General features: G+C 71.6%; 21 protein-coding genes and 1 tRNA gene. 11 read left to right on the forward strand and 11 right to left on the reverse strand.

Annotated elements, in window-relative coordinates; genetic code table 11:
- Nucleotides 1–7: 7 nt before the first annotated feature.
- The 5 genes from efeB to ACF073_RS26440 all read left to right on the forward strand — a co-directional run bounded on the left by efeB (nucleotide 8) and on the right by ACF073_RS26440 (nucleotide 5,433).
- On the forward strand, nucleotides 8–1,306 hold the full coding sequence (efeB, locus tag ACF073_RS26420; protein WP_392073859.1) for an iron uptake transporter deferrochelatase/peroxidase subunit: 1,299 nt from the start codon (nucleotides 8–10) through the stop codon (nucleotides 1,304–1,306).
- Between the two features lie 114 nt (nucleotides 1,307–1,420).
- Nucleotides 1,421–2,353 (forward strand): prephenate dehydratase, encoded by a 933-nt coding sequence (gene pheA, locus ACF073_RS26425; protein WP_392073860.1) that lies wholly within the window; start codon nucleotides 1,421–1,423, stop codon nucleotides 2,351–2,353.
- 567 nt (nucleotides 2,354–2,920) lie between these two features.
- Nucleotides 2,921–4,198 carry a serine--tRNA ligase gene (gene serS / locus ACF073_RS26430; protein ID WP_392073861.1) on the forward strand — a complete coding sequence of 426 codons (1,278 nt, stop codon included), beginning with the start codon at nucleotides 2,921–2,923 and terminating at the stop codon, nucleotides 4,196–4,198.
- The gene (locus tag ACF073_RS26435; RefSeq protein WP_392073862.1) at nucleotides 4,195–4,992 is read left to right on the forward strand and encodes an HAD family hydrolase; all 798 of its coding nucleotides are present in this window, start codon (nucleotides 4,195–4,197) and stop codon (nucleotides 4,990–4,992) included. Before serS ends, ACF073_RS26435 begins: the two co-directional genes overlap by 4 nt.
- Before the next feature lie 39 nt (nucleotides 4,993–5,031).
- Nucleotides 5,032–5,433 (forward strand): hypothetical protein, encoded by a 402-nt coding sequence (locus ACF073_RS26440; RefSeq protein WP_392073863.1) that lies wholly within the window; start codon nucleotides 5,032–5,034, stop codon nucleotides 5,431–5,433.
- Between the two features lie 47 nt (nucleotides 5,434–5,480).
- Here ACF073_RS26440 and ACF073_RS26445 read toward each other — a convergent pair.
- The 6 genes from ACF073_RS26445 to ACF073_RS26470 all read right to left on the reverse strand — a co-directional run bounded on the left by ACF073_RS26445 (nucleotide 5,481) and on the right by ACF073_RS26470 (nucleotide 9,760).
- Nucleotides 5,481–5,565, reverse strand: a tRNA-Ser gene (locus ACF073_RS26445).
- Nucleotides 5,566–5,856: 291 nt separating this feature from the next.
- Nucleotides 5,857–6,099 (reverse strand): hypothetical protein, encoded by a 243-nt coding sequence (locus tag ACF073_RS26450; protein WP_392073864.1) that lies wholly within the window; start codon nucleotides 6,097–6,099, stop codon nucleotides 5,857–5,859.
- 106 nt (nucleotides 6,100–6,205) lie between these two features.
- Nucleotides 6,206–6,925 (reverse strand): ABC transporter permease subunit, encoded by a 720-nt coding sequence (locus ACF073_RS26455; RefSeq protein ID WP_392073865.1) that lies wholly within the window; start codon nucleotides 6,923–6,925, stop codon nucleotides 6,206–6,208.
- Nucleotides 6,926–6,935: 10 nt separating this feature from the next.
- Nucleotides 6,936–7,847 (reverse strand): ABC transporter ATP-binding protein, encoded by a 912-nt coding sequence (locus ACF073_RS26460; RefSeq protein ID WP_392073866.1) that lies wholly within the window; start codon nucleotides 7,845–7,847, stop codon nucleotides 6,936–6,938.
- A gap of 52 nt (nucleotides 7,848–7,899) precedes the next feature.
- On the reverse strand, nucleotides 7,900–8,808 hold the full coding sequence (locus tag ACF073_RS26465) for an ABC transporter permease (RefSeq protein ID WP_392073867.1): 909 nt from the start codon (nucleotides 8,806–8,808) through the stop codon (nucleotides 7,900–7,902).
- Nucleotides 8,798–9,760, reverse strand: a complete 963-nt coding sequence (locus ACF073_RS26470) for an ABC transporter ATP-binding protein (RefSeq protein WP_392074018.1) — start codon at nucleotides 9,758–9,760, stop codon at nucleotides 8,798–8,800. The genes ACF073_RS26465 and ACF073_RS26470 overlap by 11 nt, the downstream gene beginning before the upstream one ends.
- A gap of 280 nt (nucleotides 9,761–10,040) precedes the next feature.
- On the opposite strand from ACF073_RS26470, the gene ACF073_RS26475 reads away from it, so the two are divergent.
- From ACF073_RS26475 to ACF073_RS26495, 5 genes are all read left to right on the forward strand, one after another.
- Nucleotides 10,041–10,883 (forward strand): M24 family metallopeptidase, encoded by an 843-nt coding sequence (locus ACF073_RS26475; RefSeq protein WP_392073868.1) that lies wholly within the window; start codon nucleotides 10,041–10,043, stop codon nucleotides 10,881–10,883.
- Nucleotides 10,880–12,634, forward strand: a complete 1,755-nt coding sequence (locus ACF073_RS26480; RefSeq protein ID WP_392073869.1) for an SDR family oxidoreductase — start codon at nucleotides 10,880–10,882, stop codon at nucleotides 12,632–12,634. The genes ACF073_RS26475 and ACF073_RS26480 overlap by 4 nt, the downstream gene beginning before the upstream one ends.
- A gap of 676 nt (nucleotides 12,635–13,310) precedes the next feature.
- A complete protein-coding gene (locus tag ACF073_RS26485; RefSeq protein WP_392073870.1) occupies nucleotides 13,311–13,859 on the forward strand; it encodes an RNA 2'-phosphotransferase in 549 nt (182 codons plus the stop codon).
- A 100-nt stretch (nucleotides 13,860–13,959) separates the two neighbouring features.
- The gene (locus tag ACF073_RS26490) at nucleotides 13,960–14,862 is read left to right on the forward strand and encodes an LLM class flavin-dependent oxidoreductase (protein ID WP_392073871.1); all 903 of its coding nucleotides are present in this window, start codon (nucleotides 13,960–13,962) and stop codon (nucleotides 14,860–14,862) included.
- A 100-nt stretch (nucleotides 14,863–14,962) separates the two neighbouring features.
- Nucleotides 14,963–15,835 carry a Cof-type HAD-IIB family hydrolase gene (locus ACF073_RS26495; protein ID WP_392073872.1) on the forward strand — a complete coding sequence of 291 codons (873 nt, stop codon included), beginning with the start codon at nucleotides 14,963–14,965 and terminating at the stop codon, nucleotides 15,833–15,835.
- Between the two features lie 65 nt (nucleotides 15,836–15,900).
- Here the strand turns inward: ACF073_RS26495 and ACF073_RS26500 are convergent, their stop codons facing one another.
- The 4 genes from ACF073_RS26500 to ACF073_RS26515 form a co-directional block, all read right to left on the reverse strand.
- A complete protein-coding gene (locus tag ACF073_RS26500) occupies nucleotides 15,901–17,607 on the reverse strand; it encodes a GAF domain-containing protein (RefSeq protein WP_392073873.1) in 1,707 nt (568 codons plus the stop codon).
- Nucleotides 17,608–17,672: 65 nt separating this feature from the next.
- Nucleotides 17,673–21,182, reverse strand: coding sequence for a thiol reductant ABC exporter subunit CydD (cydD, locus tag ACF073_RS26505; RefSeq protein WP_392073874.1), 3,510 nt, complete (start codon nucleotides 21,180–21,182; stop codon nucleotides 17,673–17,675).
- A gap of 50 nt (nucleotides 21,183–21,232) precedes the next feature.
- A complete protein-coding gene (cydB, locus tag ACF073_RS26510; RefSeq protein WP_392073875.1) occupies nucleotides 21,233–22,252 on the reverse strand; it encodes a cytochrome d ubiquinol oxidase subunit II in 1,020 nt (339 codons plus the stop codon).
- 15 nt (nucleotides 22,253–22,267) lie between these two features.
- Nucleotides 22,268–23,776: a cytochrome ubiquinol oxidase subunit I gene (locus tag ACF073_RS26515; protein ID WP_392073876.1), complete on the reverse strand. Its 1,509-nt coding sequence runs from the start codon at nucleotides 23,774–23,776 to the stop codon at nucleotides 22,268–22,270.
- A gap of 209 nt (nucleotides 23,777–23,985) precedes the next feature.
- On the opposite strand from ACF073_RS26515, the gene ACF073_RS26520 reads away from it, so the two are divergent.
- The gene (locus ACF073_RS26520; protein ID WP_392073877.1) at nucleotides 23,986–24,390 is read left to right on the forward strand and encodes a cyclophilin-like fold protein; all 405 of its coding nucleotides are present in this window, start codon (nucleotides 23,986–23,988) and stop codon (nucleotides 24,388–24,390) included.
- A gap of 13 nt (nucleotides 24,391–24,403) precedes the next feature.
- Here the strand turns inward: ACF073_RS26520 and hisC are convergent, their stop codons facing one another.
- Nucleotides 24,404–25,483 (reverse strand): histidinol-phosphate transaminase, encoded by a 1,080-nt coding sequence (hisC, locus tag ACF073_RS26525; RefSeq protein ID WP_392073878.1) that lies wholly within the window; start codon nucleotides 25,481–25,483, stop codon nucleotides 24,404–24,406.
- Nucleotides 25,484–25,536 lie beyond the last annotated feature (53 nt).

Raw genomic sequence — 25,536 nt, forward strand, 5'->3', positions numbered from 1 at the left:
ACCGCACATGCCCGACCAGTCCCTCTCCCAGGCCCGTACGCCCTCGCGGGGCCCTGCGCCCGAGGCGCCGGCGGCGGAGCCCGCGTCCGGCGCGGGCGGCATCTCGCGGCGTGCCCTGCTCGGCACCGCCGGCGCCACCGGGCTCGCGCTCGGCGCGGCCGGCGCGGCCGTGGGGTACGCCGCCGCGCCCGCCGGGGCCACCCCGCTCACCTCGGTCGGCGCCGGCCGGGCGATGTTTCACGGGAAACATCAGCCCGGCATCACCGAGGGCCTCCAGGCGTGCGGCCATCTCGTCGCCTTCGATCTGGCGGCGGGCGCGGGCCGCAAGGAGGCGGCGGCCCTGCTGCGCCGCTGGTCGGCGACGGCCGAGCGGCTGATGGCCGGGGAGGCCGCGCCGCACGCCGACACCGATGTGGCCCGGGACGCGGGCCCGTCCTCGCTGACGATCACCTTCGGCTTCGGGCACAGCTTCTTCGGGCGGACCGGCCTGGAGAAGCAGCGGCCCGCCGCGCTCGATCCGCTGCCCGACTTCTCGTCCGACCAGCTCGACAAGGCCCGCAGCAACGGCGATCTGTGGGTGCAGATCGGGGCGGACGACGCCCTCGTCGCCTTCCACGCCCTGCGCGCGATCCAGCGGGACGCGGGCTCGGCCGCGCGGGTGCGCTGGCAGATGAACGGCTTCAACCGCAGTCCCGGCACCACCGCCCGCCCCATGACGGCCCGCAACCTCATGGGCCAGCTCGACGGCACCCGCAATCCGAAGCCGGCCGACGCCGACTTCGACCAGCGGATCTTCCTGCCCGCCTCGGGCGAGCCCGGATGGATGGCGAACGGCTCCTACGCCGTCGTACGCCGGATCCGCATGCTCCTCGACGACTGGGAGCGGCTGTCGCTCTCCGCCCAGGAGCAGGTCATCGGGCGCCGGAAGGCCGATGGGGCGCCGCTGTCCGGGGGCACCGAGACGACCGCCATGGACCTGGAGAAGGCCGACGCCGAGGGCGCGTACGTCGTCCCGCTCTCCGCGCACGCCCGGATCACCCGGCCCGACCAGAACGGCGGCGCGGCCATGCTGCGGCGCCCCTTCTCCTATCACGACGGCATCGGCGCGGACGGCACGCCCGACGCCGGTCTCCTCTTCATCTGCTGGCAGGCGGACCCGCTGCGCGGCTTCGTACCCGTGCAGCGCAAGCTCGACCGGGGCGACGCGCTGTCGAAGTACATCCGGCACGAGGCGAGCGGCCTGTTCGCGGTGCCGGGCGGCGCGGCGCGGGGCGAGTACGTGGGACAGCGGCTGCTGGAGGGGTGACCCCCGTACGCGAGAGGCCCCTGTATGGGCGACGATTCCTCTTGAAACCACCCGGTCGGGTGGCTCTCGTGAGACACCCGCGCCGGGCGGCCGGGCGGCCATTAGGGTGAGGACATGCCAGCGAGTTATGCCTATCTCGGCCCGGAGGGCACCTTCACCGAGGTCGCCCTGCGCACGCTTCCGGAGGCGGCCACCCGGGAGCTGATCCCGTACGTGTCGGTGCAGTCCGCGCTGGACGCGGTGCGGGCCGGCGAGGCCGAGGCCGCGTTCGTGCCGATCGAGAACTCCGTCGAGGGCGGCATCACCACCACCCTGGACGAACTGGTCGCGGGCGAACCGCTGATGATCTACCGCGAGGTGCTGCTGTCGATCACCTTCGCGCTGCTGGTCCGGCCGGGCACCACGCTCGCCGACATCAAGACGGTCTCCGCCCACCCCGCGGCCCAGCCGCAGGTGCGCAACTGGCTGCGCGCGCATCTCCCGGACGCCCTCTGGGAGTCGGCCGCCTCGAACGCGGACGCCGCCCGCCTGGTCCAGGAGGGCCGCTACGACGCCGCCTTCGCGGGCGAGTTCGCCGCCGCCCGGTACGGACTCCAGGCGCTGGAGACCGGCATCCATGACGCGGAGAACGCGCAGACCCGGTTCGTCCTGGTCGGCCGCCCGGCCCGGCCCGCCGCGCCCACCGGCGCCGACAAGACCTCGGTGGTGCTGTGGCAGCGGGACGACCACCCGGGCGCCCTGCGCGATCTGCTCGGCGAGTTCGCCTCGCGCGGCATCAACCTCATGCTGCTCCAGTCCCGGCCGACCGGCGCCGGCATCGGCAACTACTGCTTCTGCATCGACGCCGAGGGCCATATCTCCGACCGGCGGATGGCGGAGGCGCTGATGGGGCTGCGGCGGATCTGCCTCCAGGCGCGCTTCCTCGGTTCGTATCCGCGTGCGGACATCGCGCCCGGCGGGGCGCGTCCGATCCCGGCCGGGACGTCGGACGAGGAGTTCATGGCGGCGGCCGAATGGGTGGCGCGCTGCCAGGACGGCCGGTTCTGATCCGTCGTACGCGTCCGGTCATACCTGCATACGAACGTTATCCACAGGAGTTATCCACAGGTGCCCTTCTCGACCTGGGGACAAGTCGACAGGGCGGGGTGATCGGGTCGACAAATCGCCCTGGAGGCCCCTGCCGGGTCCACTCTCCCCTGGGTCACCCGTCGTCCATCCGTTTCCTTTGGTTCATCTTATGGGGCGACCGTTTTCCACCCGAAAGTGGGTGTCGATGGCGTTTGAACCGGGAATTCTTTCGCCTGATCAAGGTTTCCGGAGTGATCAATTCCGAAGTCCACAGACCTTCCACACAGCCTGTGGATAACTCTTCGAGGGGTGTGGATTTCTGTGGACAACCCGGCCGCCAAATGCCGTCCTCCACAAGGGAATCCGGTCAACCGGGCGCCTGAGGGGTGCCTCGTCCCAGGGAGTGAGACACTTTCGGCTTGACGCGAGGGCTCGACAGCGGGGAACACGGGCGGCAATTAACGCATAACGGAACGTAAGCCGCGATTCAGAACACCCTTGAATAGTGATTAGTGAGCCGCGACCCGCACCGGTAGCCTTGGGCCCGTGATTGACCTTCGCCTGCTCCGTGAGGACCCTGACCGTGTGCGCGCGTCCCAGCGTGCCCGTGGAGAGGACGTCGCGCTCGTCGACTCCCTCCTGTCTGCCGACGAGCGGCGCAGGTCCTCCGGCGTCCGCTTCGACGAACTGCGCGCCGAGCAGAAGCAGCTCGGCAAGCTGATCCCCAAGGCCGGCGCCGACGAGAAGGCCGAGCTGCTCAAGCGCGCCGAGCAGCTGAAGGCCGACGTCAAGGCCGCCGACGCCGAGCGCGACGCGGCCGACGCCGAGACCCAGGAGCTGCTGCTCCGGCTCGGCAACCTCGTCCACCCCGACGTGCCCGTCGGCGGCGAGGAGGACTTCGTCACGCTGGAGACGCACGGCACCATCCGCGACTTCGGCGCCGAGGGCTTCGAGCCCAAGGACCACCTGGAGCTGGGCCAGATCCTCGGCGCGATCGACGTGGAGCGCGGCGCCAAGGTCTCCGGCTCCCGTTTCTACTTCCTCACCGGTGTCGGCGCCCTGCTGGAGCTGGCCCTGGTGAACGCGGCGATCGCGCAGGCCACCGAGGCCGGCTTCACGCCGATGCTCACCCCCGCGCTGGTGCGCCCGCAGTCCATGGCCGGCACCGGCTTCCTGGGCCAGGCCGCGCAGGACGTCTACCACCTCGACAAGGACGACCTCTACCTGGTCGGCACCTCCGAGGTCCCGCTGGCGGCCTACCACATGGACGAGATCATCGACGCGGACCGGCTGCCGCTGCGCTACGCCGGCTTCTCCCCGTGCTTCCGCCGCGAGGCCGGCTCGCACGGCAAGGACACCCGCGGCATCTTCCGCGTGCACCAGTTCGACAAGGTCGAGATGTTCACGTACGTCGATCCCGACGACTCGCAGGCCGAGCACCGGCGCCTGCTGGAGTGGGAGAAGCAGTGGCTGACCTCGCTGGAGCTGCCGTTCCGCGTCATCGACGTCGCCTCCGCCGACCTCGGCTCCTCGGCCGCCCGTAAGTTCGACTGCGAGGCGTGGATCCCGACCCAGGGCAAGTACCGCGAGCTGACCTCGACCTCGGACTGCACCGAGTTCCAGTCCCGCCGGCTGTCCATCCGGGTCCGCGACGGCAAGCAGGTCAAGCCGCTGGCCACCCTCAACGGCACGCTCTGCGCCGTACCGCGCACGATCGTGGCGATCCTGGAGAACCACCAGCTGGCCGACGGCTCCGTCCGGGTGCCCGAGGTGCTGCGTCCCTACCTGGGCGGACGTGAGGTCCTGGAGCCGGTGTCCCGGTGAGTTTTCCCTACGGGCTCGTCGCCACCGATCTCGACGGAACGTTGCTGCGCTCCGACGAGTCGATCTCGCAGCGCACCCGTGACGCGCTCGCCGCGGCCACCGCGGCGGGCGCGGCCCACATCGTCGTCACCGGCCGCGCGGTCCCGTGGACCCGGCACATCCTGGACGACCTCGGCTACACGGGCCTCGCGGTCTGCGGCCAGGGCGCGCAGGTCTACGACGCCGGTGCGCACCGCCTGCTGACCTCGGTCACCCTGGACCGGCAGCTGGCGGGCGTGGCCCTGGCCAAGATCGAGGCCGAGGTGGGTCCGCTGTACCTGGCGGCCAGCAGGGACGGGCTCGACGGCGAGGTGCTGGTGGGTCCGGGCTACGCGGTCACCGGCACGCTGCCCGCGACCCCGTTCTCGGACGCCTCCGACCTCTGGACGGCGCCGCTCAACAAGATCTACATACAGCATCCGACGATGGGCGACGACGAGCTGGCCGAGACGGCCCGGCAGGCGGCCGGCGGCTTCGTCACGGTGGCCATGGCGGGCGAGGGCATCGTCGAGCTGCTGCCCCTGGGCCTGTCCAAGGCCACGGGTCTCTCCCTGGCGGCCCGTCGGCTGGGTCTGAAGGCCGCCGACACGATCGCCTTCGGTGACATGCCCAACGACATCCCGATGTTCGCCTGGGCCTCCCACAGCGTGGCGATGGCCAACGCGCACGCGGAGCTGAAGGCGGTGGCCGACGAGGTCACGTCGTCCAACGAGGAGGACGGCATCGCGACCGTGCTGGAGCGGTTGCTGGGCTGAGCGCACCGGCCGTCCGGGGCATTGCTACATTCGGCGGCCATGCGATCACGCGAATACGACCTCGACTTCCGCGACCGCGCCGCCCGGATACGCGCCTGGGGCATCGGCCTGCTGGCCGTGGCGGGGCTGCTGTGGACCTGGTGCGCCGTCCTGCTGCTCACGCCGTACGAGGCGGAACGCAAGCCGGACGACCAGTACCCCGTCCAGTGCGAGTCCCGTCTCCTGACGGACCGTGGCACCGCCAACGAGGGCGTCCGCAACGGCGACTACTGCGCGAACGAACGCGACTGGCCGAAGGTGCTGGCGATCCTCGGCCTGTCCGTGCCGGTGTCCCTCGCCGGCGCGATCCTCTTCACTGCGGGCACCGTGAACCGCACGATGAGCGCGCACGCGGAGGCGATGCGCGAACTGGACAAGATCGCCGACGCGCGGGGCGCCTGAGCGGTCACCGGCCGGACTCCGGCCAGGACTCCGGTGGTGATGTCTTGCGGAGGATGCACGGATCGAACGTGCGCGGGGTCTCCCCCGACCGCGGCTTAGCAAGCCGGTGCCTTACCTCTCGGCCAATCCTCCGGGTGGGCGGCCCACGCGAGAGCGACATCGCGTGCTCGAAGCGGCCGCCCCGGACAGCTCCCGTGGCTTCACGGAGGGGTAGCGATCTACTCCGGACCCGGCCTCGGGCTGCCCTGTCGGGAGCTGGGCGTACTGCCGTGCATGGACATCGCCCACCTCCACTCCCGGTCGGTGACGCCGGGACGACCCCGGCGGATGGGGCACAACCACTGTGCCGCACAGCCGAGTTGGCCGCCACCGAATTAAGTCCGCCGGGCGCGGGGCGCCGCCGTCCGCCGGGCGCGGGGCGCGTCAGCGGCGGCGCCACCTGCGGCGCCGTATCTTGCTGAAGAACCAGCCGGCCGGCGGCTCGTCGGAGCGCCAGGGCTGCGGCTCGGGCTCCTCGGCCCGCCAGCGCGCGGCGAGCATCCGGGCCCGGGCGGACGGCTCGGAGGTCTCGGCGGCCCGGACGAACGCCTCGTCCAGGACGCTGTCGTCCTCGGCCTCGGCACCGGCCCGCATCCGTTCCCGCTGGTGCGGCATCTCCTCAGCCATCTCCGGCCTCCTAGCGTCCGTCCCGCTCCGCCCAGTGTGCCCAGGGCGGGGTGAAGTCCCCGTCAGAAGTCCCCGACCGTCAAAGCCGCCGGACGGGCCCGGCGGCCTACTCCTCGCCCGCCAGCGTCAGCGACCGCAGCTTCTGGCCGGCGTACCAGGTGGCCAGGACGGTGACCGCCACCAGCAGCACCGTGCCCGTCGTCAGGCTGACGTCGGAGGTCACCAGCTCCCCGCCGGAGACCTTGTGGGCGACGGCCAGCGACCACTGCTGGACGCTCAGCGTGCGCGCGCCCGACACCAGGGAGCCGAACAGCGCCTCCCAGACCAGGGCGTAGACCAGCCCGAAGACCACCGCGTGCCGGGAGACGGTGCCCAGCAGCAGGAAGAGCGCCGAGTACGCGATGGAGGAGACCAGCGCGGCCACCGTGTAGGCGACGGCGATCTGCTGGCCGTTGCCGTTCAGGATGAGACCCGCGATCAGGGTCGGCACCGCCGAGAAGACCATGGTCACGGCGATGGCGACGATGAGCTTGGTGACGATGATCGTGGGCCGCTTGAGCGGCTTGGACAGCAGGTAGACGACGGAGCCGTCGTCGATCTCGGGGCCGATGGCGCCCGTGCCCGCGATGACACCGATGATCGGCACCATGGTGGCGAGCGCGAAGCCGCCGAGGACGTTGGCCGCCGTCTGGTCGTCGGCTCCGGTGAGGGCGCGTACGGCCACGGAGATGACGATCAGCAGCAGCGGCAGCGCGCCGAGGATGAGGGCCCGCCGGCGGCCGAGCAGGGCTCGGTACGTGAGTCGGGCGACAGTGGGGTCGTACATCTTCGGCCTCCTACGCCGCGACCAGGTAAGAGAAGACGGACTCCAGGGACTCGTCGGACGGCGAGACCGTGAGCAGCCGGATGCCGTGGTCCCGGGCGACCTTCGGCAGCAGGGCGGTGAAGCGGCCGAAGTCCACGGCCTGGATGCGCAGGGCGTCCTCCGCGTGGTCGACCTCGATGCCGGATGTCGACGGGTCGGCGATCAGCGCGGCCGCGAGGGCCCGGTCGTCGCTGGAGCGCACCAGGTAGCGGTGCGGGCGGTCGGTCATCAGGCGGCGGATCTTGCGGAAGTCGCCGCTGGCCGCGTGCCGTCCGGCGACGACGACCTCGATGTGCCAGGCGAGCTGCTCGACCTCTTCGAGGATGTGGGACGAGAACAGCACCGTGCGGCCCTCGTCGCCCATCCTCCGCAGCAGGTCCATCAGCTGCATGCGCTGGCGCGGGTCCATGCCGTTGAACGGCTCGTCCAGCAGGAGCAGCGACGGTTCGTGCACCAGGGCGCTCGCCATCTTCACGCGCTGCCGCATGCCCTTGGAGTACGTGGCGATCTTCCGGTCCTGCGCGTACTCCATCTCGACCGTGGCGAGGGCGCGCTGGGCGGCCTTGGCGCCGAGCCCGTGCAGTTCGGCGTTGGCGACGACGAACTCGCGGCCGGTGAGGAAGTCGTACATCGCCTCGCGCTCGGGGACGATGCCGATGTGCCGGTAGATGTCCTCGTTGCGCCACACCGGCCGGCCGTCCAGGGTGACCGTGCCGGTGGAGGGGGCCAGGAAGCCGCCCATCATGTTGATGAGGGTGGACTTCCCGGCGCCGTTGGGACCGAGCAGGCCGGTGACGCCGGGGCCGATGGTCATCGTGATGTCGTTGACGGCGACCACGTTGCCGAACCAGCGGGAGACGTGGTCGATGGTGAGAGTGCTCATGGGCGCGGCCCATTCCTTGGAAGGGTGGTGGCGGGCGACGGGCTGGGCGTGGTCACAGTCCCACCTTCTTGTAGCGGCGCATCAGGAGGCCGTAGCTCGCGGCGATGAGGCCCAGGACGACCAGGACGTAGACGACGCCCTCCCCGTTCGTGGGTCCGGACCCGCCGGGGGCGGCCGAGGTGGCGCCCAGGAACGCGGACTGGACTCCGTCGATCAGCGTGACGGGCGAGAAGAGGCCGATCCACGGGATGGCGTCCGTGCTGTTCTGCGTCTCGGCGATGGCCTGGAGCGTGGAGACCGCCCCGTAGGAGATCGTCATGACGGCGATGACGGCCGCGATGCCGAACCCGCGCCGCGGGGTCACCGAGGCGATGACGAGTCCGATACCGGCGAAGAGCAGCGAGAGCAGAGTCACGGAGACGAGTCCCTGTGCGAATCCCTTGGTCTGGTCGGCGAAGTCGAGCTTGGCCAGCAGCGCGCCGATGTAGAGCACGAGCAGCGGGGCCGCGGTGAGGATGAACAGCGCGGAGGCCAGCGCCGCGTACTTCGCCCGCACGTAGTCGGCGGTCTCGATCGGCCGCGAGAAGTACAGCGGCACGGTCTTGAAGCGCAGGTCGCGCGAGACGGACTGCGGGGCCTGCGAGGCGATGTACAGGCTGATGACGGCCTGCATGATGATCGCGTAGCGCGTGTAGTCGACCGGCAGGTCCTTGGCCTTCGTGGCGACCGCGACGGCGACCATGATGGCCGCCGGCACGCACATCACCACGAACAGCAGCATCGGCAGCACCTTGGACTTGACCGAGCGGCCGAGGCCGTAGGCGCCGCGCAGGGACTGCGAGTACAGCGAGCGGGTCGCGTAGGAGCGGCCCAGGCGCGGGCCGTCGTAGTTGCGGTAGCCGATGTTGTGGATGCGGGTCTGGTCGCCCGCCGGTGCGGCTACGGGATGCTCAACCGCCATGGCCGACGGCCTCCTTCCGCTGCTCTTCGTCGCTCGTGAAGACCTCCGAGATGTGGTGCCGGCGCTGCTCCATGCGCACCAGGCCGAGACCCAGGTCGGCGACGATGTCGCGCACCAGGTCGTACGTCCCCTCGCCCTGCGCGGTGAGCAGCAGGATGTGCCCGGCGCCCGGGAGGCCGCTGCCGTCGTGCGTGTCGACCCCGCGCGCGTGGAGCGCCTCGCGGACCGCGCGGGTGCCGTCGGGGTGCTCGTCGCTGTCGGTGACCTCGATCGCGAGGGTCGCCGTGTTCTGCGTGAAGTCGGTGGTGGAGCTGGAGCGCAGCAGTTTGCCGCCGTCGACCACGACGACGTGGTCGCAGGTGCGCTCCAGTTCGCCCAGCAGGTGCGAGGTGACCAGGACCGAGATGCCGAAGTCGGTGTGGATGCGGCGGATCAGGCCGAGCATGTCGTCGCGGCCGACCGGGTCGAGGCCGTTGGTCGGCTCGTCGAGGAAGACCAGCTGCGGGTCGTGCACCAGGGCCTGGGCCAGCTTCACGCGCTGCTTCATGCCCGTCGAGTAGCCGCCGATGGGCCGGTAGCGCTCCTCGTACAGCCCCACATGGCGCAGGGTGTCGGCGGTGCGCTCGCGGGCGGCGGCGGGCGGGAGGCCGGACATGCGTGCCATGTGGACGACGAACTCGGTGGCCGAGACGTCGGGCGGCAGGCAGTCGTGCTCCGGCATGTACCCGACGCGCTCGCGGATGGCGGCGCCCTTGGTGGCGACGTCCAGGCCGAGCACCTCGGCCCGGCCCTCCGTGGCGGGGGACAGCCCCAGCAGAATCTTGATCAGGGTCGACTTGCCGGCGCCGTTGGCCCCGACGAGTCCGGTCACACCGGGCCCGATGTCCACGGACAGCCGGTCGAGCGCGGTCACCCGGGGGAACCGCTTGCTCAGGCTTTCGGTCGCGATCACAGTCACGTCTTCGACGGTAGTGACCCGGACCACGCCCGTCGTCAGACCTCAGAGCCGTTTCCTCCTCAGCCCCAGGTATTACGGGGCCCTAGGGGACCTCTGCCCCAGGGTGGGCCCGAGGCGTCGTACGGCCCGTCGTCCACAGCCCTTGATCCCGCCTATTGACGCCACCTCTAACAACTGTCACATTCACAGTGTCAAGTTACGCACGAGTACGGCGGTCGACGGGACGAGTCGCCCGGACGGCAAAGTAGTCGTCGGGACGACGGGACGGGGCGGCATGACGACGGCAGTGAGCAGCGAACTCTCCGTGGAGCTGCGGGGATTCAGGCAGGTGCAGCGCCTCGCCTACGCATGCGCGGAGGCGGTCGCGGCCCGCCTGGAGCCGGGCGTGAGCGAGCGCGAGGCGGCGCGGATGCAGCGGGAGTGGCTGCGCGAGCGCGGGGTGCGGGACTGGTTCCATCTCCCCTTCGCCTGGTTCGGGGACCGCACGGCGTTCGTGGACTTCCGCGTCCCGCTGCAGTTCTTCCCGACCGACCGGCGCCTGGAGGCCGGGATGCCCTTCATCCTGGACATGGCGCCGGTGTACGAGGGATACACGGCGGACATCGGCTACTCGGGCTCGCTGGGCGTGAACCCGGTGCAGGACCGGCTGATGGCCGACCTGGAGGCGCACCGCGAGCTGATCCTGCGCGAGGTGCGCGAGCGGCGCCCGCTGCGCGAGATCTACCAGGACGTGGACCGGCTCATGGTGCGCCAGGGCTACGCCAACCGGCACCGGGCCTATCCCTTCGGGGTCATCGCCCACAAGGTGGACCGGGTGCGGCAGCGCCGCTGGTCGCCCCATCTGTTCGGGTTCGGCACGCAGTCCCTCAAGGGCCTCGTCGCCGACGCGCTGCACGGCCACCGCGAGGGCTGGTCGCCGCTGTGGTCGCCGTACCGCTTCTCGGACCATCCGCCGCGACCGGGCCTGTGGGCGGTCGAGCCGCATCTCGGTTTCCGCGGCACGGGCGCCAAGTTCGAGGAGATCCTGGTGGTCACGGACTCCCGGGATCCCGAGGAGGGCGCGTTCTGGCTGGACGACGATCTGCCGCACGTGCGGCGCTGGGCGGAGGAGAAGTGACACTGGAAGGCGCGCGTGAGCGCCGGGTGCGTACCGGCGGGGTCGAGCTGTGCGTGGCCGAGCTGGGCGATCCGGAACAGCCGACCGTGGTGCTGGTGCACGGCTATCCGGACAGCAAGGAGGTCTGGTCCGAGGTCGCGGCCCGTCTCGCCGAACGGTTCCACGTGGTCCTCTACGACGTCCGGGGCCACGGCGGGTCCACGGCGCCCCGGCCGTTGCGCGGCGGCTTCACCCTGGCCAAGCTCACGGACGACTTCCTCGCCGTCGTGGACGAGGTCAGCCCGGACCGGCCGGTGCACCTCGTCGGGCACGACTGGGGCTCGGTGCAGTCCTGGGAGTTCGTCACGGTGGGGCGCACGGAGGGCCGTATCGCCTCCTTCACCTCGATCTCCGGGCCCTCCCTCGACCACTTCGGGCACTGGATCAACGCGCGCGTGAAGCGTCCGACGCCCCGCCGGGTGGGCCAGCTGCTCGGCCAGGGCGCCAAATCCTGGTACGTCTACCTGCTGCACACCCCGGCCCTGCCGGAGCTCGCCTGGCGCGGCCCGCTCGGCAAACGCTGGCCGAAGATCCTGGAGCGCGTCGAACAGGTCCCCGGCGGCGACTACCCGACGGCCTCCCTCCCCTCCGATGCGGCCCGCGGTGCCTGGCTCTACCGCGACAACGTCCGCGCCCGGATGCGCAGGCCGCGCCCGGACGCGTACGCGCACGCGCCCGTGCAGCTCATCACGCCCCAGGGCGACGCGTTCCTCTCGGAGCGGCTGTACGACGACCTGGACCGGTGGGTCCCGCAGCTGACCCGCCGCACGCTCCCGGCGAAGCACTGGGTCCCGCGCACCCGCCCCGATCAGCTGGCCGCCTGGATCGAGGAGTTCGTGACGTCCGTGGCGGGCGGCCGTCCCGGCCCGGCCCCCACCGGCCGCCACGCGGACCGGTTCGGCGGGCAGCTGGTGCTGGTCACCGGCGCGGGCAGCGGCATCGGCCGGGCCACGGCGTTCGCGTTCGCGGAGGCCGGCGCGCGCGTGATCGCCGTCGACCGCGACGCCGAGGCGGCGGCCCGCACCGCCGAGCTGTCCCGGCTGGTCGGGGCGCCGGAGTCCTGGGCAGAGCCGGCGGACGTCTCCGACGAGCAGGCCATGGAGAAGCTCGCGGAGAAGGTCCACCGCGAGTACGGCGTGCTGGACGTGCTGGTCAACAACGCGGGCATCGGTCTTTCGGGCTCCTTCTTCGCCACGACGACCGAGGACTGGCGCAAGGTGCTGGACGTGAACCTGTGGGGCGTGATCCACGGCTGCCGGCTCTTCGGGGCCCGGATGGCCGAGCGCGGCCAGGGCGGCCACATCGTCAACATCGCGTCCGCCGCCGCGTACCAGCCCTCGCGCGCGCTGCCCGCCTACAGCACCTCCAAGGCGGCCGTGCTGATGCTCTCCGAGTGCCTGCGCGCCGAGCTGGCCTCCCAGGGCATCGGTGTCACCGCGATCTGCCCCGGCTTCGTCAACACCAGCATCACCTCCACGGCCCGCTTCACCGGCGTCGACGAGGCGGAACAGCGGCGCCGCCAGCAGCGCTCGGCCCGCCTGTACGGGCTGCGCAACTACCCGCCGGAGAAGGTGGCCGACGCGATCCTGGACGCGGTGGTCCACAACAGGGCGGTGGCCCCGGTGACGCCCGAGGCGCGGGGGGCGCATCTGCTGTCCCGCTTCGCGCCGGGGCTGCTGCGGAGGGTGGCGCGGGTGGAACCGAAGTTGTGAGCGGGGCGACGGAGGCGGGCGAGGGCGGGGGCCAGGGGGTATCCACCTCCCTGCCCCGGGCCCACACATGCCGCCGGTGACGGGCGAGTTGCGTCCGGTCCGGCGCCGATCCGCAGCTCTCTGCGGGAGTTGAGCGGGCGGGCCTGGAACACCACCTTCCGCTCATTGGAGTTCATCACTGAGTACATCCTCGGACGCCACCGGGGCGGTCCGGGCCGTCTGGGGACGCGCACACGGCCGATGCCGTCCTACGCGTCCGCCGTCCGCGCCCCTCGCCCGGCGAACTGTGGACGCGGAACCGCCGCGTTTTCCGCATGCGTTGGCCGCGTGACGCCGGCGCACCCGTCTCGCCCACGGCAGCCGCACCGGCCGACCATTGGCGCCCGGTCGGTGCCACCGGTCGCCGCGCCGATCGACTCCGTGGGAAGGGTGGTTGGCGGCAGACGCGTTTCGGCCTTCGTCGCCGCGGCCGTCGAACGCGATCTGCGGGCAGGGGATCTGTGCCATCTAGTCGCATCACCCCATGACCGCACCGGTGTTCACGAAACACCCTGAACTGCGGGCCGGTTGTCCACAACTTCGCCAATTACCCTGTGGATAACTCGACTTGGTTGTGGATCAAACCTGCGGAAAAAAACAACCTGCGTGATCCGCGTCTCTCCCGCACGCTGGACCCATGGACGAAAGACGCACCGTGAAGGTGTCGAAATATCTCTCCCGGCACCTGCGGCACCAGCCCGAGCGCATCGGGCTCGCACCCGACCCGGGCGGCTGGGTGGAGATCGACACGCTGATCACCGCGGCCACGGAGCACGGATTCCGGTTCACCCGCGAGGAGCTGGACCACGTCGTCGCCACGAACGACAAACGGCGCTTCGTGATCGACGGCGGCAGGATCCGCGCCAGCCAGGGGCACAGCATCGAGGTGGACCTCGGCCTGCCCCCGGTGACCCCGCCGCCGTACCTCCACCACGGGACGGTCGCCGCGTACCTGGACGCGATCCGCGCGGAGGGCCTGCGCCCCATGACCCGGCACGCCGTCCACCTCTCCGCCGACCGGGAGACCGCCACCCGCGTCGGCGCCCGCCGGGGCCGTCCCGTGGTGCTCGGCGTCGACTCCGGCGCCATGCACCGCGACGGCCACGTGTTCCACGTCAGCGCCAACGGCGTCTGGCTCACGGCCGCCGTACCCCCGCGCTACCTGCGCTTTCCCGGCCCCCGCTGAGGGCCCGGGGCCCGACGGCGGTGCTCACCGCCCGGCGCCGGGCGGCCCCGGACAGTGGCGGCTTCGTCCGTTGTCGGTGCGGCCGCTTACTCTCGAACGCATGAGTCTGCGTCTGAGCACCGTGATCCTGCCGTACCGCCGCTGGCACGAGGGCAGCCGTGCGGCCTGGATGCGCGCCGAGGAGCTGGGCTTCCACACGGCGTACACCTACGACCACCTGTCCTGGCGCAGCTTCCGCGACGGCCCCTGGTTCGGCGCGGTCCCGACGCTGACGGCTGCCGCCGCCGTCACCGACCGGCTCCGCCTCGGCACGCTGGTCACCTCGCCGAACTTCCGCCACCCGGTGACCCTCGCCAAGGAGCTGATCTCCCTGGACGACATCTCCGGCGGCCGGATCACCCTCGGCATCGGCGCCGGCGGCACCGGTTTCGACGCCACCGCCCTCGGCCAGGAGCCGTGGACCCCGCGCGAGCGCGCCGACCGGCTCGCCGAGTTCGTGCCCCTGCTGGACCGGCTGCTCACCGAGGACGCGGTGTCGTACGAGGGCCGGTTCTACTCGGCCGACGAGGCCCGCAACATACCGGGCTGCGTGCAGCGCCCCCGGCTGCCGTTCGCGGTCGCCGCCACCGGCCCCCGCGGCCTCCGGCTCGCCGCGCGGTACGGCCAGGCCTGGGTCACCACAGGCGACCCGAAGCTGTACGAGAACGGCACGCCGGAGCAGTCCGTGGAGGCACTGCGCGGGCAGATCGGCAAACTGTCCGAGGCGTGCGAGGCCACCGGGCGGGACATGGGCGAGCTGGAGAAGGTCCTGCTCACCGGCTTCACCCCGGACCGCGCCCGGCCGCTCGCGTCCCTGGACGCCTTCGTGGACTTCGCGGGCCGCCACCGGGAGCTGGGCTTCACCGAGATCGTGATCCACTGGCCCATCCCGGACTCCGACTTCGCCGCCGACGAGAAGGTCTTCGAGCGGATCGCCATGGAGGCCCCCGCCCAGCTGGGCTGACCGGCCCGTCCGGCACCGCTGCCCCGGCCGTGTCGCCGGCCGCGTCTCATCCGTGCGGGCCCCCGCACGACCGTGCGGACGGCTGCGCGAGAATGGCCGGGTGACCTCAGCGACCAGACAGCCCGGGACCCCTGCCGCCGCCCTGCCCCCGCGGCTGATCGCCACCGACCTCGACGGCACTCTGCTGCGCGACGACAAGTCCGTCTCACCGCGGACCATCGCCGCGCTGGCCGCCGCGGAGGAGGCCGGGATCGAGGTCTTCTTCGTCACCGGCCGGCCCGCCCGCTGGATGGACGTGGTCAGCGACCACGTCCACGGCCACGGCCTGGCGATCTGCGGCAACGGCGCCGCCGTGGTCGACCTGCACGGCGGCCCCGGCGCCCACCGGTTCGTGAAGGTCCGCGAGCTGGCCCGGGACAACGCCCTGCGCGCCGTCCGGCTGCTGCGCGAGGCGGCACCGGACGCGGTGTTCGCCATCGAGCAGACGTACGGCTTCCACCAGGAGCCGGACTATCCCAAGCTGCACCTGGAGATACCCGACAACCTGCTGCCCGCCGAGAAGCTGCTCGCGCCGGACGGCCCGGACGCCGACCAGCCCGTCCTCAAGATCCTCGCCTACCACCCCTCCCTCGACCCCGACGCCTTTCTCACCCTGGCCCGGCTGGCGATCGGCGACCACGCCAACGTCACCCGCTCCAGCCCCAGCGCCCTGCTGGAGATCAGCGGCCCGGGCGTCTCCAAGGCCAGCACCCTCGCCCTGTGCTGCGCCGAGCGCGGCATCTCGCACGAGGAGGTCGTCGCCTTCGGGGACATGCCCAACGACGTCGAGATGCTGACCTGGGCCGGCCGGTCGTACGCCATGGGCAACGCCCACCCGGACGTCATCGCCGCCGCGTCGGGCCGTACGGTCGCGAACAACGACGACGGCGTGGCGGTGGTCATCGAGCGGCTGCTCGCCAACCGGGTGCCGTAGTCGCCCCGCGCGCCGCGCGCCGAGGGACACCCGCCGGCGGTGCACCGCTCTCACCAGGCGGCGCGCTAGTACGGCGCCTCCCACACCACAGCCGTACCGCCGCCGTGCTCCCCGATGCCCGGGCCGAGCCTGCTGTCGCCGCCGAGGGACTCGGCGCGCCGCTTCAGGTTCCGCAGGCCGCTGCGCCGGCCGCCCTCGGGGACGCCGACGCCGTCGTCGGCGACGGTCAGCCGTACGCCCGGGCGCCCGTCCGGCAGCGTGACGGCCGCGTCGACCACGACGTCGATCCGGGAGGCCCCGGCGTGCCGGAAGGCGTTCGACAGCGCCTCGCGCAGGGCCGCGATCAGGTTCTTGCCGGTGAGATCGCCGACGGCCGTGTCGAGGGGCCCCACGATCCGGTGCGCGGGCTTGAATCCCAGCGGTACGGCGGCCATGTTGATCTCCCGCAGCACCCGGGTGCGCAGCCCCGCCGGCGCCTCCGCCGGTCCCTGCCGCAGCGCGAAGATCGCCGTGCGGATCTCCTGGATGGTGACCTCCAGCTCGTCCACCGCCTTGCCGACGCCCTCCCGCACCTCGGGCACCCTGGCCTGCCGCTGCGCGCTCTCCAGCATCAGGCCCGTCGCGAACAGCCGCTGGATGACCAGGTCGTGCAGATCTCGGGCGATCCGGTCCCGGTCCTCGTACACCGCGAGCCGCTCGCGGTCCCGCTGCGCCTCCGCCATCATCAGCGCGAGCGCCGCCTGCGAGGCGAACTGCACGGCCAGCGTGCGCTCCGCCCGCGTGTACGGCCTGCTGCCGCGCGCCCGGGGGGTGACCAGCGTGCCCAGCACCCGGCCGTCGCTCTGCAGCGGCAGCAGCATCGTCGGCCCGTAGCCGCCCGCGTACGGTGTGAGGGCCCGCGCGTCGGTGGCCGCGTCCGCCACGAACACCGCCTGGCCGTCCAGCAGTTCGGCGACGATCGCGCTCTCCGCGGGGACGACCGTGCCGAGCAGGCCGGCCGGGCCGTCCGAGGCGACGGCGACCACCTCGAGACCGCCCTCCTCCGCCGGGAGCAGCACGATTCCGGCCGCAGCGCCGGACAGCCGGCGGGCCTGCTCCGCGACGACCTGCAGCGCCTCGTCGGCGTCCCCGCCCGACAGCAGGGCGGTGGTCACCGCCACGGACCCGTCGATCCACCGCTCCCGCTGCTTGGCCGCCTCGTACAGCCGCGCGTTGCCGACCGCGATCCCGGCCTCGGCGGCCAGCACCCTGACCATGGTCAGATCGTCGTCGTCGAACGGCTCGCCACCGCGCTTCTCGGTCAGATAGAGGTTGCCGAAGATCTCGCCCTGCACCCGGATGGGGACCCCGAGGAAGCTGCGCATCGGCGGATGGTGCTCCGGGAAGCCGCAGGACCGAGCGTCCTGGTGCAGATCGGCCAGCAGGACCGGCTCCGGTTCCCTGATGAGCGCGCCGAGCAGCCCCCTGTGCCCGTCCGGCAGCCGGCCGATACGGCGGGCGGTCGCCTCGCCCACACCGTGGTAGACGAAGTCGGTCAGGCCGTCACCGTCCTCGGCCACGACCCCGATCGCCGCGAAGCGGGCCCCGGCCAGCCCCGCCGCTGTCTCGCAGATGCGGTCCAGCGTGGAATGCAGCTCCAGACCGCTGCCGACACACCGCATCGCCTCCAGCAACTGCGGCATCCGCAGGGCGGCCTCGGCGGCCGGCGCTGGCCCGGCGGCCGAAGCGGGCTCGGCGGCCGAAGAGGGCTCGGGCGGAGGTGCTGCAGCCATGCCACGAGCCTAATAAGTCCCCTATGTCCGGGAAACTCGGCCGCACGGCTCCCGCCGAGGACTCCTCACCGCGCCCCCACCAGCGACTCCGACTCGGCCTCCCGGCGGGCCATCTCCCGCAGCGGCCCCTCCTCGGCGACCAGCCGCTCGTACGGGCCCCGCTGCACCACCCGGCCCGCATCGAGCACGACCACCTCGTCCACCGCGTCGAGCCCCGCCAGCCGATGGGTGATCAGCAGCGTCGTACGGCCCTCCGTGGCGGCCAGCAGATCGGCGGTCAGCGCGTCGGCCGTCGGCAGGTCCAGGTGCTCGGCGGGCTCGTCGAGCACGAGCACGGGGAAGCCGGCCAGCAGCGCACGGGCCAGCGCCAGCCGCTGCCGCTGCCCGCCGGACAGCCGCGCCCCGTGCTCGCCGACGAGCGTGTCCAGGCCGTCGGGCAGCGAGTCCGCCCAGTCCAGCAGCCGTGCCCGGGCCAACGCGCCGCGCAGGTCGGCATCGGTGGCGTCCTTCCTGGCCAGCAGCAGGTTCTCGCGTACCGAGCTGTCGAAGAGATGCGCGTCCTGCGCACACAGCCCGACGAGCCGCCGTACGTCGTCCCCGTCCAGCGCGCCCGCGTCCACACCGGCGAGCGTGTACGAGCCGGCCTGCGGATCCAGGAAGCGCAGCAGCACCTGCGCCAGGGTCGTCTTGCCGGAACCGGACGCCCCGACGACGGCGACCCGCCGCCCCTCCTCCAGCACCAGATCCAGCTCGGCGAGCGCCTCCTGCCGCTGCCCGGCGTGCCGTGCGACCAGGCCCTTGACGACGACCGGGAACGGCGAGGCGGGCGCCTTTCGGGGCGACTGCGGCTCGCGCACGGGCTCGGGAGCGTCCAGGACCTCGTAGACCCGCTCCGCGCTGCGCCGCACCCGCTGCCGGTAGCGCACGGCGAGCGGCAGCCCCAGTACGGCCTCGAAGGCAGCCATCGGGGTGAGGACGACGACGGCCATCGCCACGCCGCTCAGCCGGCCGTCCGCCACCGCCTGGGCACCGCACACGGCGGTGGCGGCGACGGTCAGGCCGGAGATCAGCGCGGTCAGTCCGTCACCGAGCCCGGTGACGGCGGCGGCGCGCGCGGCGATCCGGGTGAGGGTGCCGTCGGCCCGCCGGACCGCGTCCGTACGGGCCGGCAGCGCTCCCGCGACGCTCAGCTCGGCGGTGCCGGTGAGCAGGTCGGTCACGCGGATCGCGAGTTCCCCGCGGGCGGGTGCCAGGCGCCGCTCGGTCCGCCGGGCCGCGGTCGCGGTCACCAGGGGGACACCGGCACCGGCCGCCAGCAGGCCGGCCGCGAGGACGGCGCCGGCCTCGGGCAGCAGCCAGGCCGTGAACCCGACGGAACCGGCGGAGACGGCCACGGCGACCGCGGCGGGCAGCAGCCAGCGCAGCCAGTAGTCCTGGAACGCGTCCACGTCGGCGACCAGCCGGGTGAGCAGATCACCGCGCCGGGCACCGCGCAGCCCCGCGGGCGCGAGGCGCTCCAGCCGCCGGTACACCGCGACCCGGGTGTCGGCCAGCATCCGCAGAACGGCGTCGTGCGACACCAGACGTTCGGTGTACCGGAAGCAGGCCCGCCCGATCCCGAAGGCCCGCGTGGCCGTCACGGCCACCATCAGGTACAGCACCGGCGGCTGCTGCGAGGCCCGCGAGATGAGCCAGCCGGAGGTGGCCATCAGGCCCACCGCACTGCCCAGCGCCAGGCTCCCCAGCGCCAGCGCGCCCACGAGCCGGCCCCGCCGGCCCCGCCCGAGTTCCCGGACCCGCCCCAGCGCGCTCCGGCGCCCGGCGGCCGGCCCGCCCCGCGAGGCCGCGGGATCTCCTTCCGGTCCACCGGGTCGGGCGGCCGACGGGCGGAGGTCCACGGGGCGGAACCCCGCAGGAGCCGGGTTCCGCGCGGGCTCGGCCTCCTCCAGCCGGACCACGCGGTCAGCCACCCCCAACAACGCGGGCCGGTGCACGACGAGCAACACGGTCCGCCCCGCGGCGAGCCTTCGCACCGCCGCCACGACATCCGCCTCCGTCGCGCCGTCCAAGGCGGCCGTCGGCTCGTCCAGCAACAGCACCGGCCGGTCCGCCAGGAACGCCCGGGCCAGCGCGAGCCGCTGCCGCTGCCCCGCCGAGAGCCCCGTCCCGTCCTCGCCGAGCACGGTGTCGGCACCCTCGGGCAGCGCGTCCACGAACTCCCACGCCCCGGCGTCCCGCAGCGCCCGCCGCACCGCGCTGTCGTCGGCATCGGGACGGGCCAGCCGTACGTTCTCCGCGATCGTCCCGGCGTACAGATGCGGCCGCTGCGGCACCCACGCGATCCGCGACCGCCACTCGGCCAGATCGAGGCCGGTGAGATCGGCGTCCCCGATCCGCACCCGCCCGGCGCTGGGCCGTACGAACCCGAGCAGCACGCTCAGCAGCGTCGACTTGCCCGCCCCGCTCGGCCCGACCAGCGCCACGGTCTCACCGGGCTCCACGGTGAACGACACATCGGCCACCGCGTCCGCGGAGCGCCCGGGATAGCGGACGCCGACCCCTTCGAAGGCCACGGCACCCGCCGGCACGGCTCCCGTACCGGACGCCGGCACCGGCGTCTCCAGCACGGTGAAGATCTCCTCCGCGGCGGCGAGGCCCTCCGCCGCCGCGTGGTACTGCGCGCCCACCTGCCGCAGCGGCAGATAGGCCTCGGGCGCCAGCACCAGGATCACCAGGCCGATGGAGAGATCCATGTCGCCGTGGACGAGCCGCATGCCGATCGTCACGGCGACCAGGGCGACCGAGAGCGTGGCCAGCAGCTCCAGGGCGAACGAGGAGAGGAAGGCGATCCGCAGGGTCCGCAGAGTGGCCTGGCGGTACTCGTCGGTGATCCGCCGGATGGACTCCGCCTGCGCCTTGGCCCGGCCGAACACCTTCAGCGTGGGCAGGCCCGCGACCACGTCCAGGAAGTGTCCGGACAGCCGGGACAGCACCCGCCACTGACGGTCCGTCCGGGACTGCGTCGCCCAGCCGATCAGCACCATGAAGACCGGGATCAACGGGAGGGTGCCGACGATGATCGCCGCCGACACCCAGTCCTCGGTGACGATCCGCGCCAGCACCGCGACCGGCACGACCACGGCGAGCCCCAGCTGGGGGAGATACCGCGAGAAGTAGTCGTCCAGCGCGTCGACTCCTCGCGTGGCCAGGGTGACCAGCGAGCCGGTCTGCTGCCCGCTCAGCCACCCCGGACCGAGCGCCGCCGCCCGGTCGAGAAGCCGCCCGCGCAGCTCCGACTTCACGGCCGCGCTCGCACGGTGGGCCGCGCGTTCGGTGAGCCACGCGACAACCGACCGTCCCACGGCCACGGCGGCCAAGAGCAGCAGGGGAGTGCGCAGGTCGGCCACCGACTGCCCGTGCTGGAACGCGCCGACGACGACCTCGGCGACGAGCATCGCCTGAGCGATGACCAGCCCGGCACCGATGGCCCCCAGCCCGACGACCGCCACGAGGAAGAGGCGCGTGGCGCGGGCGTATCGCAGAAGGCGTGGGTCGATTGGTTTCACGTGAAACATGCCCTTCGGTCCAGAGGGTGTGTTTCACGTGAAACACACCCTCGGCGGCCTTAGTGCGCGGTGCCCGCAGCAGCGTCAGGGGCGATGTGCTGCGTACCGATCCGCTTGCGGAACACCCAGTACGTCCACCCCTGGTAGACCATGACGAGCGGTGTGGCGATCGCCGCGCACCACGTCATGATCTTCAGGGTGTACGGGCTCGACGAGGCATTGGTGACCGTCAGGCTCCAGTCCTCGTTCAGGGTGGACGGCATGACGTTCGGGAAGAGCGACAGGAAGAGCATCGCCACGGCGGCCACGATGGTGACGCCGGACAGCGCGAACGCCCATCCCTCTCGCCCGGCCCGGTTGGCCACCAGGGCGGCCACCAGCGCGACGACAGCCACGATCAGGGCCACCAGGCTCTTGCCGTCGCCGCTGTCGGCCTGCGTCCACAGCAGGAACACGAGCGCGGCGGCAGCCGCGACCAGGCCGACCCACCCGGCCAGCCTCCGTGCCCGTACCCGGATCTCCCCGACGGTCTTGAGTGCGGTGAAGACCGCACCGTGGAAGGTGAACAGCGTGAGCGTCACCAGACCGCCGAGCAGGGCGTAGGGGTTGAGCAGATCCCAGACACCGCCGACGTACTCGAAGTGCTGGTCGATCTTCACGCCCCGCACGATGTTCCCGAAGGCGACACCCCACAGGATCGCGGGGAGCAGGGAGCACCAGAAGATCGCCGTCTCCCAGTTGCGCTGCCAGTTCTCCTCCGGCCGCTTGGCCCGGTACTCGAAGGCGACACCCCGGACGATCAGGCAGACCAGGATGAGCAGCAGCGGCAGATAGAACCCGGAGAACAGGGTGGCGTACCACTCCGGGAAGGCGGCGAAGGTGGCGCCGCCCGCGCTGAGCAGCCATACCTCGTTGCCGTCCCAGACCGGGCCGATGGTGTTGATCAGTACCCGGCGCTCGGGCCGGTTGCGGGCCAGCAGCTTGGTGAGGATGCCGACTCCGAAGTCGAAGCCCTCCAGGAAGAAGTAGCCGGTCCAGAGGACGGCGATCAGGACGAACCAGACGTCGTGAAGTTCCATGACTGTTCCCCCGGCCTAGTACGAGAAGGCCATCGGCTTGTCGGCGTCACGTGTGTCGCCGCCGATCTTCGTGGGCGGGTTGAGGTCGGCCTCGGTCAGTTCGGGCGGGCCGGCCTTGACGTACTTCGTGAGCAGCTTGACCTCGACCACGGCGAGGATCGCGTACAGCGTGGTGAAGACGATCATCGAGGTGAGGACCTCGCCCTGGGAGACCCCGGGGGAGACCGCGTCGCGTGTCTGCAGGACGCCGTAGACGACCCACGGCTGGCGGCCCATCTCGGTGAAGATCCAGCCCCAGGAGTTGGCGATCAGGGGGAAGGCCATGGTCCAGGTCGCGATGCGCCAGTACCAGGGGGTGAGCCTCGGGCTGAGCGCCTTGTTCTTGAACAGCACCAGGTGCGGCACCTCGTCGTCGCCGACCCTCAGGTGCTGCGGCAGCATGAACTTCTTGCGGGTCAGCCAGAGTCCGGCCAGGCCGATCGCGAAGGAGGCCATGCCGAAGCCGATCATCCAGCGGAAGCCCCAGAAAGCGACCGGGATGTTGGGCCGGTAGTCGCCGGGCCCGAACTTCTCCTGCTCGGCCTTGTTGACGTCGTTGATACCGGGGACGTAGGAGGTGAAGTTGTCGTCGGCGAGGAAGGACAGCAGGCCCGGGATCTCGATGGCCACGCTGTTGTGGCCCTTCTCCACATCGCCGTAGGCGAAGATCGAGAAGGGGGCCGGCTTCTGTCCGTCCCAGAGCGCCTCGGCGGCAGCCATCTTCATCGGCTGCTGCTTGAACATGACCTTGCCGAGGGTGTCGCCGCTGACGGCGGTGAGCAGACCGGCGATGGCCACGGTGACCAGGCCGAGCCGCAGCGAGGTCTTCATGTCGCGGATGTGCTTCTTGCGGGCCAGGTGGTAGGCGGAGATGCCCACCATGAAGGCGCCACCGGTCAGGAAGGCCGCCGACAGGGTGTGGAAGGCCTGGGAGAGGGCGGTGTTCTGGGTCAGCACGGCCCAGAAGTCGGTCAGCTCGGCACGCCCCTTGGCCTTGTTGATCCGGTAGCCGACCGGGTGCTGCATCCAGGAGTTGGCCGCGAGGATGAAGTACGCCGACAGGATCGTGCCGATCGAGACCATCCAGATGCAGGCCAGATGGATCTTCTTGGGCAGTTTGTCCCAGCCGAAGATCCACAGGCCGATGAAGGTGGACTCGAAGAAGAACGCGATCAGCGCCTCGAAGGCGAGCGGGGCACCGAAGATGTCACCGACGAAGCGCGAGTAGTCCGACCAGTTCATGCCGAACTGGAACTCCTGCACGATGCCGGTGACCACGCCCATCGCGATGTTGATCAGGAAGAGCTTGCCCCAGAACTTCGTCGCCCTGAGGTACTTCTCCTTCTCCGTGCGCACCCAGGCCGTCTGCAGCCCGGCCGTGAGGGCGGCCAGGGAGATCGTCAGCGGGACGAACAGGAAGTGGTAGACGGTGGTGATGCCGAACTGCCAGCGCGCCAGTGTTTCCGGCGCCAAAGCCAGGTCCACGTCGTCACTCTCCTTACTACGCCGTGGTACAGCGGCGGTTTGCCCCCTTTGTTGCACGCATATGGGAGCAAACGGGACGCGCTTGTGAACGCGTTCACATTCACAAGCCATTATGACGCACTGATTTTCAGCCGCGGAAGGGGGGTCCCCCCTTCGCCGGCACGTCAAGACCTTGGCAGCGACTTCAACATATTGTTGAATTGCGCGCCATGCAGATACGTATCTCCTGGCCCGCGGGCCACCTCACCGCGACCCTCGACGCGGACACCCCGACACGGCAGGCCCTCGCCAAGGCACTGCCTCTCGCTTCGACCGCGCGCACATGGGGCGAGGAGGTGTATTTCGACACAGGCGTCTCTGTTTCACGTGAAACGGACGCCCGTCAGGTCGTGGAACCGGGCACGGTGGTCTTCTGGACGGACGGCGACGCGCTCGCCCTCCCCTACGGCCCCACGCCGATCTCGCAGGGCTGGGGGCTCCCCCGAACGGAGTTCGGGGGAGAATGCCGCCTCGCCAGTCCCTGCAATGTCCTCGGCAGCGTGGACGGGGACGCCGGCCTCCTGGCGACCGTGCGGAACGGCGACCCCGTCCGAGTGGAACTGATCGAGGACTGACTCCCCCGAGGAGCTACAGCTCCTTGCGGAACGCTTCCGCCACCTTCAGGAAGATGTCGTTCGCCTCGTCCTCGCCGATCGTCACCCGCACACCCTCGCCCGGGAACGGCCGGATCACCACCCCGTGCGCCTCACAGGCCTGCGCGAACGGGACCGTGTGCTCCCCCAGCCGCAGCCACACGAAGTTGGCCTGCGTCTCCGGCACCGTCCAGCCCTGGTCCCGCAGCGCGTCGACCACGCGCGTGCGCTCGCACACCAGCGAACCGACCCGGCCCAGCAGCTCGTCCTCGGCCCGCAGCGAGGCGATCGCCGCTTCCTGCGCGAGCTGGCTCACCCCGAACGGCACCGCCGTCTTGCGCAGCGCCGCCGCCACCGGCTCATGGCCGATCGCGAAACCGACGCGCAGCCCGGCCAGGCCGTACGCCTTGGAGAAGGTCCGCAGGACGCAGACGTTGGGCCGCTTCCGGTACAGCTCGACGCCGTCGGGCACCTCGGGGTCGCGGATGAACTCCCGGTAGGCCTCGTCCAGCACCACCAGCACATCCCCCGGCACCCGGTCGAGGAACCGCTCCAGCTCGGCCCGCCGCACCACCGTGCCGGTCGGGTTGTTCGGGTTGCAGACGAAGATCAGCCGGGTCCGGTCGGTGATCGCGTCCGCCATCGCGTCCAGGTCGTGCACATCGCCCGGCGTCAGCGGCACCTTCACCGACCGGGCTCCGCTGATCTGCGTGATGATCGGGTAGGCCTCGAACGACCGCCAGGCGTAGATCACCTCGTCACCGGGGCCGCTGGTGGCCTGGATCAGCTGCTGGGCGACCCCCACCGAGCCGGTCCCGGTGGCCAGATGGGCGAGCGGCACGCCGAAGCGGTCGGACAGCTCGTTCAGCAGCCCGGTACAGGCCATGTCCGGGTAGCGGTTGAAGTCGGCGGCCGCCGCGGCCACGCTCTCCAGCACACCCGGCAGCGGCGGGTACGGGTTCTCGTTGGAGGACAGCTTGTAGGCGACCGGTCCGCCGGCCGCGGCGGGCTTGCCCGGCTTATAGGTGGGGATACCCTCCAGCTCGGCGCGCAGCTTGGGGCTCGTCTCACTCACCGCAGTCCTCCTCGCGACCACCGGCGGACCGTCGACACCACCGGCATCCAATA

It is taken from the genome of Streptomyces sp. NPDC015171 (assembly GCF_043079545.1).
GTDB lineage: Bacteria > Actinomycetota > Actinomycetes > Streptomycetales > Streptomycetaceae > Streptomyces.